The 13933-nt window shown below is 68.0% G+C and carries 11 protein-coding genes; 7 read left to right on the top strand and 4 right to left on the bottom strand.

Features of this window, described 5'->3' with window-relative positions:
- The first annotated feature begins 254 nt into the window (after window positions 1-254).
- The gene (locus OG219_RS42070) at window positions 255-2048 is read left to right on the top strand and encodes a CocE/NonD family hydrolase (RefSeq protein WP_266835763.1); all 1794 of its coding nucleotides are present in this window, start codon (window positions 255-257) and stop codon (window positions 2046-2048) included.
- A 20-nt stretch (window positions 2049-2068) separates the two neighbouring features.
- Here the strand turns inward: OG219_RS42070 and OG219_RS42065 are convergent, their stop codons facing one another.
- The 3 genes from OG219_RS42065 to OG219_RS42055 form a co-directional block, all read right to left on the bottom strand.
- Entirely contained in the window at window positions 2069-2449 is a 381-nt protein-coding gene (locus OG219_RS42065) for a VOC family protein (protein ID WP_168515557.1), read from the bottom strand.
- 135 nt (window positions 2450-2584) lie between these two features.
- Complete coding sequence (locus OG219_RS42060; RefSeq protein ID WP_266835762.1) at window positions 2585-3394, bottom strand: class II aldolase/adducin family protein; 810 nt, start codon at window positions 3392-3394, stop codon at window positions 2585-2587.
- A 60-nt stretch (window positions 3395-3454) separates the two neighbouring features.
- Entirely contained in the window at window positions 3455-4996 is a 1542-nt protein-coding gene (locus OG219_RS42055) for an aldehyde dehydrogenase family protein (protein WP_266835761.1), read from the bottom strand.
- A gap of 136 nt (window positions 4997-5132) precedes the next feature.
- Between OG219_RS42055 and OG219_RS42050 the strand changes: the two genes are divergently transcribed.
- The 5 genes from OG219_RS42050 (at window position 5133) to OG219_RS42030 (ending at window position 11005) form a co-directional block, all read left to right on the top strand.
- Window positions 5133-6104, top strand: a complete 972-nt coding sequence (locus OG219_RS42050; protein ID WP_266835760.1) for an SMP-30/gluconolactonase/LRE family protein — start codon at window positions 5133-5135, stop codon at window positions 6102-6104.
- A 75-nt stretch (window positions 6105-6179) separates the two neighbouring features.
- Window positions 6180-7046, top strand: a complete 867-nt coding sequence (locus OG219_RS42045) for an SDR family oxidoreductase (protein WP_266835759.1) — start codon at window positions 6180-6182, stop codon at window positions 7044-7046.
- A gap of 138 nt (window positions 7047-7184) precedes the next feature.
- Window positions 7185-8363: an amino acid deaminase/aldolase gene (locus OG219_RS42040; protein ID WP_266836420.1), complete on the top strand. Its 1179-nt coding sequence runs from the start codon at window positions 7185-7187 to the stop codon at window positions 8361-8363.
- A 36-nt stretch (window positions 8364-8399) separates the two neighbouring features.
- Window positions 8400-9671 (top strand): MFS transporter, encoded by a 1272-nt coding sequence (locus OG219_RS42035; RefSeq protein ID WP_266835758.1) that lies wholly within the window; start codon window positions 8400-8402, stop codon window positions 9669-9671.
- 23 nt (window positions 9672-9694) lie between these two features.
- On the top strand, window positions 9695-11005 hold the full coding sequence (locus tag OG219_RS42030) for a D-arabinono-1,4-lactone oxidase (RefSeq protein ID WP_266836419.1): 1311 nt from the start codon (window positions 9695-9697) through the stop codon (window positions 11003-11005).
- Window positions 11006-11054: 49 nt separating this feature from the next.
- Here OG219_RS42030 and OG219_RS42025 read toward each other — a convergent pair whose 3' ends face one another.
- Window positions 11055-11657 (bottom strand): TetR/AcrR family transcriptional regulator, encoded by a 603-nt coding sequence (locus tag OG219_RS42025; protein ID WP_266835757.1) that lies wholly within the window; start codon window positions 11655-11657, stop codon window positions 11055-11057.
- Window positions 11658-11920: 263 nt separating this feature from the next.
- Here OG219_RS42025 and OG219_RS42020 point away from each other — a divergent pair, with 263 nt between their 5' ends.
- Window positions 11921-13879 carry a nitrate- and nitrite sensing domain-containing protein gene (locus OG219_RS42020; RefSeq protein WP_266835756.1) on the top strand — a complete coding sequence of 653 codons (1959 nt, stop codon included), beginning with the start codon at window positions 11921-11923 and terminating at the stop codon, window positions 13877-13879.
- Window positions 13880-13933 lie beyond the last annotated feature (54 nt).

The following is a 13933-nucleotide window of genomic DNA, read 5'->3' as shown; positions in this document are numbered from 1 at the left end:
TGAAAATCGGATGGAAAACATCTGTCAGACGACTGACGCAGACAATTGCGCGCGCAATGGCTCATGGCGGCCACCACCCGGTGGTCCACTTCAAGCTGCTCGTGCGACTCCCCGTGCGGACAGATGCCCCACCCACCGTGTCCTCCCGCAGGGGCCCTTGACAGCCCCTACGACCCTCCCGAAACTACCGAACATTCGGTTGATGACCACGACTGAGTCAGCTGCAGATCCTCACCAACCTCAAAGGGAGCCGCATGACAGAGTCCAAGGTCAAAAACAGGGTCAAGCTGTCGCGCACGGCCTCGGTACTGGCCGGCGGTTCGGCAGCGCTCATCCTCGTGGTGGCAGGACAGACAGCGACCACCGCCGCGCCCGCATCAGCTTCTGCCTGGCAGCCACCGGCGCCCACGTTCGCGACGAGCGAGCCCGTGCGCACCACCGTCACCATGGACGACGGCGTGAAGATCGCGGTCGACGTCGTCTATCCGACCGACCCGAGCACCGGCGCACGCGCGCCAGGCACCTTCCCCGTGCTGCTGACGCAGAACCCCTACGGCACGCAGCCTTCCGATCCTGCCGCCGACGGCGCCTACTTCGTTCAGCGGGGATATGTCTTCGTGGTCTCCGCAGTACGGGGTACCGGTGACTCCGGCGGACAACTCGACTGGTTCGGTGACCGGCAGGGCAAGGACGGGGCCACCCTCGTCGATTGGGCGGCCGAGACCCTGTCAGGGTCCAACGGCAGGGTGGGGCTGGAGGGTTGCTCCTACCTCGGAGCGAACCAGTGGTTCACCGCGGCAGCTGTGGGCAAGAACTCCGCCCTCAAAGCCATCGCACCGTTCTGCACCGATTCGGACTTCTACAACGACCTCACGGCCAACGGCGGGATCCCCACCGCTTTCGTGGCCAACATCGCCCGAGCCCAGCCACGCGGTCCGGAGGACGACCCTGCGACCGACCCGCAGTCCGTGACGATCGCCCAGCAGGCCAACGGCGGCTCACGCTCGTACAACGATGCCTATTGGCAGGCGCGAAACGTCCAGAAACTCATGCCGCGGATCGTGAGCAACAACATTCCGGCGCTCAGCCAAGCCGGGTGGGAGGACCTGTTTCCCGGCGGGAACCTCGGCGCCTATGTGGCGGCCCAAAACGCCTACTTCCACCGGCCGTTGACCGATCCGATCGCACCGGGCGACCCCGTCACCGGCCGGTATCAGGCGATCGTCGGGCCCTGGACCCACGGCGAGCACGTCAACGAATCCACCCTGCAGGCCATTCGCCTGGAGTGGTTCGACACCTGGCTCAAGAACGCGCCTACCGGCATGGCCGCCACCTCGAAGCCCCTGCACCTGTTCGAGAACGGCGCGAACACCTGGATCGACAGTTCCGCATGGCCTCTGTCCCTGGACGCTCGGACCTACTACCTCGGCAACGGGTCACTGACGGCGACCAAGCCCACAGGCCAGGGAAGCGACAGTCTCTCGTGGGGCGCATCGACCGCAGCGAACACGCTGACCTATACGACGGCCCCGCTCACCGGTACAGCGCTGCTCAACGGACCGGCCGACGTCACCCTCTACGCCAGATCAACGACCGTCGAGACCGAGTTGACGGCCACACTGAACATCATCGCGCCGGACGGGACGGTGACCAAGCAAGCCGACGGAGTTCTCCTGGGCAGCCAACGCGCCGTGGACGCCGACGAAAGCTGGTACGGCAAGAACAAAACACTTCTCAAGCCCAGCCACCCGTTCACCCAAGCCTCGCAGCATCCCGTGACACCCGGCCGGACCACGCGGTACGACATCTCCCTCCTGCCGAACTTCACGAGGATCCCCGCCGGTTACCGGATCCAGATCACCGTCAACAGCCGACCGCCGGCAGACTTCCACTTCCCGGTCGCCCCCACCCCGCAGCAACTGACCGACCTGACAGGCGGTCTGTACACCGTCGAACGTTCCGCGGAAGCGGCTTCGTTCGTCAACCTTCCGCTGACATCACCCGGTGCGGCGACCCCCAGCGAGGACAACTGGGGGCCGGCGTCCTGACCGTTCGGGTCGTCCGTGTATCAGAGCGGGTTGAGGCGGGCCTTGAGCAGGCAGAACTCATTGCCTTCGGGGTCGGTCAGGACATGCCATTGCTCCTCGCCCGTCTGGCCGATGTCGGCCGGGCGCGCACCGAGCTTCAGCAGGCGTTCGAGCTCGGCGTCCTGATCGCGGTCGGTGGCGTTGACGTCGATGTGCAGCCGGGACTTGCCCTTCTCCGGCTCATCCCTGCGACTGAGGATGATCGTCGGCTGCGGACCGCCGAACCCTTCGCGCGGCCCGATCTCCAGCGTGCCGTCGTCCTCGCGATCGAGCACGACGAAGTCCAGGACCTCGCACCAGAACCGCGCCAGCACCTCGGGGTCGCGGCAACCGAGCACGAGCTCACTGATACGACATGCCATAACGAAACCTGCTCTCATCCTCGGAACTGCCGGGGAGGCCACACGCGAACCTCATGGGCTCCCACCAGTGAAAACAACCCCGCGACCGTACCGGACGAGGCGAGCGCGGGCGAAATGTTTTCAGGGCGATTGGCTTCAGTCCAGCAGATCGGGCTGTTCCGCGGTGATCTGGTCCCAGAGAGGGCGGAATTGGAACCAGCCCGGAAGCGCGCCGGAGATCTGTGAACGCACCATCCGCGCTGTCTCGGAGTCGATCAGCTTCGGCTTGCCGGCAGCCATGGCCAGGAGCTGCGCCTGGCAGGACCGTTCCATGGTGATGAAGTACCAGGCGGCCTCGGCCACGGACTGCCCGACCGTGAGCAGTCCGTGGTTCTGCAGGACGACGGCCTTGGCGGTACCCAGTGCCACACCGATCTTGCGGCCCTCCTCCGTATCGTTCACGACCCCTTGATAGTCCGAGTAGAGGCCGTGGTCCTCGAAGAAGGCACAGGAGTCCTGCGTGATCGGGTCCAGCCGGATGCCCAGGCTCGAGAAGGCCTTTCCGTGCAGTGAGTGGGTGTGCGCGGCCGCGACCACATCCGGCCGCGCCCGGTGTACTTCGGAGTGGATGCAGAAGGCCGCGTTGTTGACCGGCCGCTTCCCCTCCAGCAGGGTGCCGTCGTGGTCGACGAGGATCAGGTCCGAGGTCCGTATCTGGCTGAACGCCATACCGAAGGGGTTGACCCAGAAGGCCGTGGGATTCTCCGGGTCGCGTGCGGTGATGTGGCCGGCCACCCCTTCCGAGAAGCCGAAGCGGGCGAACAGGCGGAAGGCCGCCGCCAGTTCCTGCTTTCGGACTTGACGCTCCTCCTCGACGGACAGGTTCTCCTGCGGCAAGGGCAGGGTGACGCCCTCGGGCATGGGGCCGACGGATGCCTGCTGGACGGCTGTGGGTGTCAGGGACATGGGATTCCTGCCTCTCAACGTTCCTACGGATTCGGCTACTTGTTGTTCTTGCGGATCCGGCTACTTCTTGTCGGAGCGCAGGCGTTTGCCGTACATGGCGTTCACCAGGCGCAGGATGAAGCGATAGGACGAGGGGTCGAACGGGAGCATGTGAAGGTCACGGCGCATCGGGAACCGGTTCACGGAGATCGCCTGCAGCTTGGTGTACTTGCGGAATCCTTCGGCGCCGTGCCGGACACCGACTCCCGACGCCTTCCAGCCCCCCATGGGGAGTCCGAGGGCCAGGTAGTTGCTCTGGGCGTCGTTGATGGTGACGCAGCCGGCCTCGAGTCGCGCGGCCAGCTGCCGGGCGCGGGCCATGTTCGAACCGATGATGGTCGCCTGCAGGCCGTACTCACTGTCGTTGGCCAGCCGGACGGCCTCCTCGGCATCGGCGACCTTCATCACGGGCAGCGTGGGTCCGAAGGTCTCCTCGCGCATGCACTTCATGCTGTGATCGACATTGACGAGGAGTGTCGGTTCGAAGAAGCGACCGGGGCCGGGAGCCACATGGCCCCCGACGAGGACACGCGCACCGCGGCTCACGGCGTCCCCGACCTGGTCCTCGACGATCTCCATCTGCGGCGGGAAGGTCATGGCCCCCAGATCGGTGCTGCCCAGCCCCGCGGGCCTGCCCATGGTGACCTCGCGGAACCGCGCTTCCAGCCGGGAGACGAACTCGTCGTACACGGGGGCCTCGACGTAGACCCGCTCGACCGAGGTACAGGTCTGACCCGCGTTGAACAGGGCGCCGTGGAGGGCGACGTTCACGGCCCGTTCCACGGAGGCGTCCGCCAGGACGATCAGGGCGTCCTTGCCGCCGAGCTCCAGCGAGCAGGGGATGAGCCGCTCGCCGGCCCGGGCCGCAACGGCGCGGCCGGTCTTCGTCGACCCGGTGAACATCACGAAGTCGGCGGCTCCGACGAGGGCCTGGCCGGTGGCGCCCGCGCCGGTGACGACCTGGAACACGCCGTCGGGCCAGCCACATTCGCGGGTCATCTGCTCCATGAGGCGCGCGGTCAACGGGGTGTACTCGGAGGGCTTGAGCACGACGGCGTTGCCTGCCGCGAGGGCGGGGATGGCGTCACCGAAGGAGTTGATCAGCGGGTTGTTCCAGGGGCCGATGACCCCGACGACGCCGACCGGTGCCCGACGGGTGTACATGCTGCGGCCCAGCACGAAAGGTGAGAGGGACCGCACCTTCGTGTCGGCGAGGAGACGTTGTGCGTGCTTGGCCCAGTAGGCGAATGCGCTGACGCAGTAGACGACTTCGACGATCGCGTCTTCCTCCGCCTTGCCGTTCTCCGCGACGATGGAGTCGGTGATCTCCTGCCGGTGAGCCAGCAGCCAGCGGCGGCTGCGCGTGAACAGCTCCGCACGCGTTCGGGCGCTCAGCCGTGCCCAGCCGGCCTGTGCGTGCCTGGCCCGGAGGACCGCTGACACCACCTCTTCCGCGGGCGTGTCCGCAACGTGTCCGACCACTTCCCCGGTGGCGGGATTGTCCACTGCGATGCTCGCGTCCGCCGAGTCAGCGGCTGCGGTAACGGTTCGAGTCTGAGTCACGGAATCTCCTGCAGGAACGTTGACTTCGGTTCACCCAGAATGGGACGGTCGTTTGTGCAAGTCAAGAGTCTTGGACAATTGACCAACTTCATCGCGGCGGGGAAGGTTCCCGCGTCGCCGCCAAGGAGCATTCGAGATGAAACGGACAGCGTCGATCACACTCAACGGCTTGGGCGTCCCCGAGTCGCTGCGCTGGCACGAGAACGCCCTGTGGTTCTCCGATCTCGCGCACGGCACCGTCCACCGCTGGGACGGGAGCGGAGAGGCGCAGACCATCACCAAGGTCCCCGGGCGCGCCGGCGGGCTCGGCTGGCTCCCCGACGGGAGGATGCTGGTCGTCTCGATGGACGGCGGCTGCGTCTACCGCCTCGAACGCGATGGGCAACTGATCGAGCACGCGGATCTGCGCCACCTCGTCGGCGGCCCGGTCAACGACATGCTCGTCGATCCGAAGGGGCGGGCATACGTCGGAAACTTCGGCTTCGACTACCACGCCTTCGTCCGGGAGCACCCGAACTCGATGCTCTACGCACCGCCGGGCCCTCCGAAGACCCCGATCGCCTGTCTCGCCCCGGACGGGGAACTGATCGGGCTGACGGAACCGGCACTGTTCCCGAACGGCTGCCTGCTCACCCCGGACGGCACGACCTTGGTCGCCGCCGAAACCCTGGGCATGCGCCTCACCGCCTTCCCTGTCCATCCGGACGGCACTCTCGGCAGTCCACGCCCCTGGGCAGCGCTGATTTCACCGCTGCTGTGGCGCATGGTGAACCATCCGGGGCTGCCCGGCCGGATCACGCGCAGAGTGTCAGCGCTGCTGGATCATCCGGCCATCGCCAAGCGTTCCTCGTCGCCGATCGCCCCCGACGGAATCGCCTGGCACAGCGACGGAGAAAGCATCTGGATCGCCAACGCCCTGCGAGGCGAGTGCGTGCGCGTGGCGGAGGGCGGCCGCGTTCTGGACCGCGTCGCGACGAGCCAGAACACCTTGAGCTGCCTGGTCGCCGGGGGTGACGGCCGCACGTTGTTCGCGGCGACCGTTCCGACCGACGACCCCGTCCGCGCCCGCGAGCTCAATGGCGGCCGCATCGAGATGTACCGACCCTGAACCGTCCGATAACGGTCCGGTTCAATCTCATGTCGTACAGTTGACTTGGACGCTCGACCAAGAGACGCTGTGGATATGAGCCGAAACTCGGAAAGAAGCCACGTCGTCCTGGTGACCGGGGCCGCCGACGGGATCGGGGCGGCGATAGCGGCGCTGGCGGTGGCCCGCGGCCATCGGGTGATGCTGACCGACGTCAATGCGGAAGCCGTCCACTCCGCCGCCCGCCGACTGGGCGACCGCGCCGCGGGTTGCGTACTGGACATCAGGGACCCGGCGGGCTGGGCCAAGGCGTTCGACGCCACCGAAGCTCAGCTCGGCGCCGTCGACGTCCTGATCAACAACGCGGGGATCACCCATACCGGACATGCGCGGGACCTCAGCCTCCAGCAGCACCGCGACATCGTCGAGGTGAACCTGCTCGGGACCATCACGGGCGTGCACACGGCACTCCGCCGCATGACCGAGCGGGGCCGCGGCCACATCATCAACGTCTGCAGCATGACCTCGTTCCTGCCGCTGCCCGGATACTCCACTTACGGCGCCAGCAAGTACGCGATGCGGGGCTTCCACCACAGCGTCGCCCTGGAAGAGCGGGACGGCCCCCTGGACTTCACGATCATCCACCCACCGTCCACCCGGACGAAGATGCTCGAACAGGAGATGGCCGACCCCACGTCAGCGATCTCCTTCGCCGAGAAGTCGTACGCGCCGGAGCAGATCGCGAAGGTCGTCGTCGACGCGATCGTCTCCAAACCGGTCGAGGTGGTGTTCCCGCCCCTCGCCGGACGCCTGCAGCGGATCGCCGGTGTGTTCCCGCGACTGATGCGCTGGGTGCTCCCTCGGGCCGAGGCCAGAGGCGTGCGCCAGAGGGAGCGGCTCGTCTCCGACGGGAAGGCCCGCACAGCCGACACATCCGAGACCCCACGCCGGCCGGTTTCCTGACCGGTCCTGCTTCCGGCCGCCTTGACCCGGCCGGCGATACGAACAATCCAGAAGGGTGCAGTTGTGAGCGCACATGTGGTGTCCCGGCCGGACGTGAAATCGGCTGTCTCCGCCATCGCCGGCCTGAGCGAGGCCCGGATGGCCCAACTCTCCAGGGCGACAGAGCACTTGGATCCGCCGTTCGCCGTGGTGGACCTGGACGCCTTCGACGCGAACGCCGCCGAGCTGGCGCGCAGGGCCGAGGGCCGCGCCACCATCCGCCTGGCCAGCAAGTCGGTGCGCAGCCGCGACCTGATCAGACGTGCGGCCGAGCGGCAGGGCTACCACGGCATTCTCGCCTTCACCCTGCCCGAAGCCCTGTGGCTGGCCGAAGAGCACGCGGACGTGGTCATCGGCTATCCGACAGCGGACCGCACCGCCCTGAAGCAGCTGGCGACGGACGACCGCGCGGCCTCGCGCATCACCCTCATGGTCGACTCGGTCGGCCAACTGGACTTCATCGACGAGGTGGTGGGCTCCTCCCGGCCCGACATCCGCCTCTGCATCGACCTGGACGCGTCCCTGGAACTGGCGGGCGGCCGACTGCACCTGGGCCCGTACCGCTCCCCTGTCCACACTCCGCAACAAGCCGCGTCGCTCGCCCGGACGATCGTGGGCCGAGCCGGGTTCGAACTCGTCGGTGTCATGTCCTACGAGGGCCAGATCGCCGGACTCGGTGACAACCAGCCCGGCTCTCCCCTCAAGCGACTCGCGGTCCGCGCGATGCAGCGCCTCTCCGCCCGCGAACTGGCCGACCGGCGTGCCGCGGCCGTCGCCGCCGTCGAAGCCGTCGCACCGCTGGAATTCGTCAACGGCGGCGGCACCGGCTCCATAGAGCAGACCTCGTCCGAGCACGTCATCACCGAGATCGGTGCAGGATCCGGCCTCTACGGCCCCGGCCTGTTCGACCACTACCGCCGCTTCCGCCCCCGACCCTCCGCCTACTACGTCATGTCCGTCGTGCGCCGCCCGACAACCGGGATCGCCACTGTCCTCGGAGGCGGATGGATCGCCTCGGGCCCGCCCGGCAACGACCGCCTGCCCACGCTGAGTTGGCCCCAGGGCCTGCGGATGAACCCGAGGGAAGGGGCAGGGGAGGTGCAGACCCCGGTCCTCGGCGCGGCGGCCCAGGGGCTCCAGCTCGGTGACCATGTGTGGTTCCGGCATGCCAAGGCCGGCGAACTGTGCGAACGCGTGAACGTCCTCCATCTCGTATCCGGCTCGCAGGTCGTCGAACAGGTCCCGACATACCGCGGTGAAGGCCACGCCTTCCTCTGACGTCCCCTTCCAGGCCCCTCATCCCCCGGAGGCCCGATGTCCACCGAGTCCGAATCTGCGGCGCCCCTCCTGGTGGCATCCGTCGGGCCGGCTTCCGCCCAAGGACCGGCCGAACCCGTCTCGCGCAGCTGGACCACCTTGTTCAGCCTGGTCTGGTTCGGCTACTGGATGGCGAACCTCGTGCCCCTCCAACTGCTGCTCCCGCAGCAACTGGAGACGATCAGCCCGGCGTCCAAGGTGCGCGACTTCGCCATCGTCAACGGCATCTCCGGGCTGGTCGCACTGCTCGCCCTGCCACTGTGCGGGGCGCTGTGCGACCGCTCCCGCAACCGCTTCGGCCGACGAAGGACATGGCTCGGCGCCGGTGCGCTGACATTCGCCGCCGGATTGATCGTCACCGGTGAACAGAGATCGGTCACCGGCGTGAGTGTGGCCTGGGCGGTCAGCATGCTGGGGCTCAGCGCCGCCACCGCCGGTCTGACCGCTGTCATCGCCGACCGCGTACCCGTGCCGCAGCGCGGCATGATCTCCAGCGCCATATACGGCCCCCAAGCCCTCGGCGTGGTGGCCGGAATCGCCATCGTCTCGTCCTTCGGCCTCTCCTTCACGCACAGCTACGCCGTCCTCGCGGTACTCCTGATCCTCTGTGTCGTGCCGTTCCTGGCGGCCTACCGCGACACCACGTACGACACCGAGCCCCCGCTTCGGCTGCACCTGGTGATCGCCTCCATGGGCAGCTCGCTCAGGAACCGCGATTTCGCCTGGGCCTTCGGGGGACGACTGCTGGTCAACCTGGCCAACTCACTGGGCACTTGCTACATGCTCTACTTCCTCACCGACGACCTGAAAGTCGCGGACCCGGAGAGCAGCCTGCTGGCGGTCACCGTCGTCTACCTGCTCGCGGGGATCCTGGCCACCACGGTCGCCGGCGTGCTGTCCGACCGTCTCGGCCGACGCCGGATCTTCGTCGCCCTGGCGGCCGTACTCCAGGCCGTCTCCGGCTTCCTTCTCGCCGGCTTCCCGACCATGACGGTCGCGCTGATCGCGTCGGCACTCATGGGTGGCGGATTCGGCGCCTACATGGCCGTCGACCAGGCGCTGATCACCCAGGTCCTGCCCGACGCCGAGAGCCGGGCAAAGGACCTCGGCATCATGAGCATCGGCTCGGTCGTCCCCCCGACACTGGCCCCTCTGATTGCCAGCTTCATCATCACCTCCGACCGCGGCTATGTCCTCCTGTTCACCGCGGTCGGTGTCACGGCGGCCGTCGGAGCGGCACTCGTCTACCGAATCCGCTCCGTCAAATGACCAGACCCTGGAAGGACCAGCAGATGGCGATCGGTGCGAGCAGCACATGGCGTAACTGGGCCGGGAACGTCACTGCCCGTCCCGTACGGGAGGTGACTCCCGCCTCCGTCGAGGAACTCTCCGCCGCCGTACGGAAGGCCGCCGACGACGGTCTCAAGGTGAAGGCCGTCGGCACCGGACACTCCTTCGCAGCCGCTGCCGCGACCGACGGCGTGATGATCCGGCCCCAACTCCTCACCGGCATCCGGAAGATCGACCGCGAGGCGGGCACGGTCACCGTGGAGGCCGGCACGTCCTTGAAACACCTGAACGTGACCCTGGCCCGCGAGGGACTGTCGCTGACGAACATGGGCGACATCATGGAGCAGACGGTTTCCGGGGCGACCAGCACCGGAACGCACGGCACAGGGCGCGACTCGGCTTCGATCGCCGCACAGATCAAGGGACTTGAGCTGGTCACGGCCGACGGCTCGGTGCTCACCTGCTCGTCGAAGGAGAACCCGGAGATCTTTGCCGCGGCCCGAATCGGCCTGGGCGCGCTCGGAGTGATCAGCGCGATCACCTTCGCCGTCGAGCCGCTCTTCCTGCTCACCGCACGCGAGGAACCGATGACCTTCGACCGGGTCACGGACTCCTTCGACGAACTCATCGCGGAGAACGAGCACTTCGAGTTCTACTGGTTTCCGCACACCGAGAACTGCAACACCTTGAGCAACAACCGCAGCGCGGGTCCGACCGCCCCCGTCGGCAGGCTCAGAGGATGGTTCGAGAACGAGTTCCTCGCCAACGGTGTCTTCCAGGCGCTCAATTCGCTGGGCCGGGCCGCGCCCGCCGCCGTCCCCGGGATCGCGAAGATCACCAGCCGCGGCCTCTCGGCGCGGACGTACACGGACATCCCGTACAAGGTGTTCACCAGTCCGCGCCGCGTGCGCATGATCGAGATGGAGTACGCCGTCCCGCGCCACGCCCTTGTCGAAGCGCTGCGTGAACTGAAGATCATGGTCGACCGCTCGGGTCTGCGGATCAGTTTCCCCGTCGAGGTCCGCACGGCCCCCGCGGACGACATCCCGCTCTCCGTGGCTACCGGCCGCGACAGCGCGTACATCGCCGTCCATGTGTACAAGGGCACGCCGCACCAAGCCTATTTCGACGCCGCCGAGCGGATCTTCACCGCGTACGAGGGGCGCCCGCACTGGGGCAAGCTGCATACGCGCGACGCCGACTACTTCGCCAAAACCTATCCGCGCTTCGGCGAGTTCACGGCCCTGCGGGACCGCCTCGATCCGGAGCGGCGCTTCGGCAACGACTATCTGCGCCGCGTGCTGGGGGACTGAGGGCACGCGGCGAGCAGTACGGTTCCCGCTCCAGCGATGAGGCCAGGTTTCAGTCCAGGTGGGGGGCGGGGCTGCGGGCGAGAGTGACCAGGTGCTCGGCGGTCAGCTGGAGCACCTCCCGGCTGCGTTCGCCGTCCCGGTCGACCAGCCAGCACAAGGTGACCCCGTCCAGCACCGCGTTCAGGTAGCGGGCGAGGACGGGAAGAGGCACCGTCCAGTGGATGTCGGCGCTCGCGGCTGCCTCCTCCAGGACTTCCTCGTGAACCTCCAGGTAGTGGGCGTACTGCCGGCGCGCCAACTCCTCGAAGCCGGCCTGGCGCAAGGCGTAGTGGGTGAGTTCGTATCCCACCTGGTGCTCTCCCGGGGCGAGCTCCACGCCCTCCCAGAACGCGTACAAGCTCCCGGTGATGCGGGTGCCGAGATCGCCTTCCCCGGCGAACGCCTTACGTGCCGCAGCACCGCTGCTGTTGGTGAAACGCGTGATGACCTCATCAAGGAGGTCCTCACGGGAGTCGAAGCAGTAGTGGAAGACCCCCAGCGGCATGTCCGCTTCGTTGACGATGGCGCGCGTCGTCGCCTTCGCGACTCCATCGCGGACCATCACCCGGATCGCCGCTGCGATGAGTGCTTCACGTCGGTCCTTCGCTGCCATACGGGCCATTCGACTGCCGTTCTCCCGAGGTCGACTACGTTCACCTCACATGCTAACTCGCGTCTTGGACGATTGACCAAAACTCTGTGAGCGGCATGCTCGACGTCGAAGATCGGAAACGACCCGTACCCTCGTCCACCGGCCGACCGCGGAATCCGATGCTTCCCTCACCGCCGCTTCGCATGCCGGGTGAGTACCTGTGCATCGACGTCTTACGCACGGGAAACGAGGGGCTCGCCGGGCGGCCTCTAGCCTCACGGGGCATGACGGGGAACCGAATTCGCCGACCTGACCAGTCCGTCCGTATTCCCGGCTGGGGATCCATCCGCGGCCGTGTGGCCATCGTCCTTGCCGTACCCACTTGTCTGCTCCTCGCCCTCACCGGGCTGGGCGTCGTCGACCGCGCCCACGACTGGTCCGCTGCGCGGGCCACGGAGTCGCAGGTCGTCGTCCTGCTGCGCGTGCAGGACCTCGTCCGTGAGCTCCAGCGTGAACGCGGCCTCACCAACGGCCTGTTGGGCGGCGACGAGGAGTACCGGGACGAGGTCCGCGAGGCGCGGGCGCGCACCGATGACGCCCGTACGTCCTTGACGGGGGTGCTCTCGGCGGAGAGCGGTGATCTGCCCGAGGCCGCGGCCTCCGCCCTCCGCCGGGCCCAGCTCCCCCTCGCCGACCTGACCGGCACCCGCACCGGCGTCGACACCGGCACCGCCGACCGCACCGTCACCCTCCGCTTCTACACCGCGGCCGTCACCGCCCTGATCGACGCCGAATCGGCCGGCGTGCCCGACGGCGATCGCGGTATCGCCCAAGGTGTGCAGGCGTTGCAGGCCCTGGCCCGCGCCACGGAGGCGGTCGCCCTCGAACGCGGTTCCCTGAACGGCGTGTTCGCCGCGAAGGGGTTCCGTTCCGGCGAGTACCTCGACTTCACCGAGATCCGGGCCACCCGTGTCGCCGAGCTCGGCCAGTTCCGCCAACTCGCAGGCGGTGGCGAGGAGTCCGCCCTCGACCGAGCCTTCAAGACTGCCGCGGCCCGCCGCGTCACCGCGTACGAAGCCAAGGCCGAAGCGGGCGCCGACGGCTCACCCCTCGATGTCACCCCCGCCCGTTGGTGGGCCGACATGACGACGCTCGTCGACGATCTGCACGCCGTGCAGAAACAGGTCGGTGACGACGTACGGGCAGGAGCGGGCCGGACCGGCGACGCGGCCACCCGGCAGCTCATCGGCTTCCTGGGCCTGGGCGCGCTGATCCTCGCCGTCGCCTCCGCACTCGCGGTGTTCTCGGCCCGCTCCATCACCCGCCCCCTGGGCGCCCTGGCCGACGAGGCGGACGCGGTCGCGGGCAGCAGGCTTGCGGAGGCGGTCAAGCGCATCCAGGAGGCGGACCCCGACACCCCGCTGCCCGAGCATCCCGAGACGGCCGAAGTCCCGGGTACCGCACGGGAGATCACCCGGCTCGTCGCCGCCCTGCACAACGTCCAGCGCACCGCCGTCCGTCTCGCCGCCGAGCAGACCGTTCTACGCCGCAACAGCACCGAGTCCCTGGCCAGCCTGGGCCGCCGCAACCAGTCCCTCCTCATCCGCCAGCTGGGCCTGATCACCACCCTGGAGAGCCAGGAACTCGACCCCGACGCACTCGCCGAGCTCTTCGAACTCGACCACCTGGCCACACGCATGCGCCGCAACGCCGAGTCCCTGCTCGTCCTTGCCGGCGAGGAGTCCCCGGCGCGCCCCTGGCCTGGCACGGTCACCGTCACCGAGGTGGTGCAGTCGGCCATCTCCGAGGTCGAGCAGTACCAGCGGGTCGCCGTCACCGACATCGAACACTGCCGCGTCCGCGGCCACTGCGTCGCCGAACTCTCCCACCTGCTCGCCGAGTTGGTGGAGAACGCGCTGATGTTCAGCTCGCCCAAGCAGCCCGTCGAGCTCTACGGCTGGCGGGACGGCGGCGAGTACTGCCTCGCGGTCGTCGACCGGGGCATCGGCATGACGGCGGAGCGGATGGCCCAGGCCAACGCCCTGCTGTCCGGCAAGAGTGGCTCCCTGCTCACGGCGCCCACCCGGTTCCTCGGCCACCATGTCGTCGGCGCACTCTCCGATCGCCTCGGCGCCCACGCCGAGTTGCGGCCCACACAGGGCTCGGGCGTGACAGCGTACGTAGCCCTGCCCGCAACGCTCGTCCAGGCATCGGATACCTCAATCACCTCCGCAGCCCGGTGAGTTCACGCCGGTGCTCGCAGCCGTTCGCGTCACCGTGCCCGCGTGTCGTGTCAC

Source organism: Streptomyces sp. NBC_00038, assembly GCF_026343635.1.
Classification (GTDB): domain Bacteria; phylum Actinomycetota; class Actinomycetes; order Streptomycetales; family Streptomycetaceae; genus Streptomyces.
Note: the sequence above shows the minus strand (reverse complement) of the source record. Positions and strands in the feature narration are given on the sequence as shown.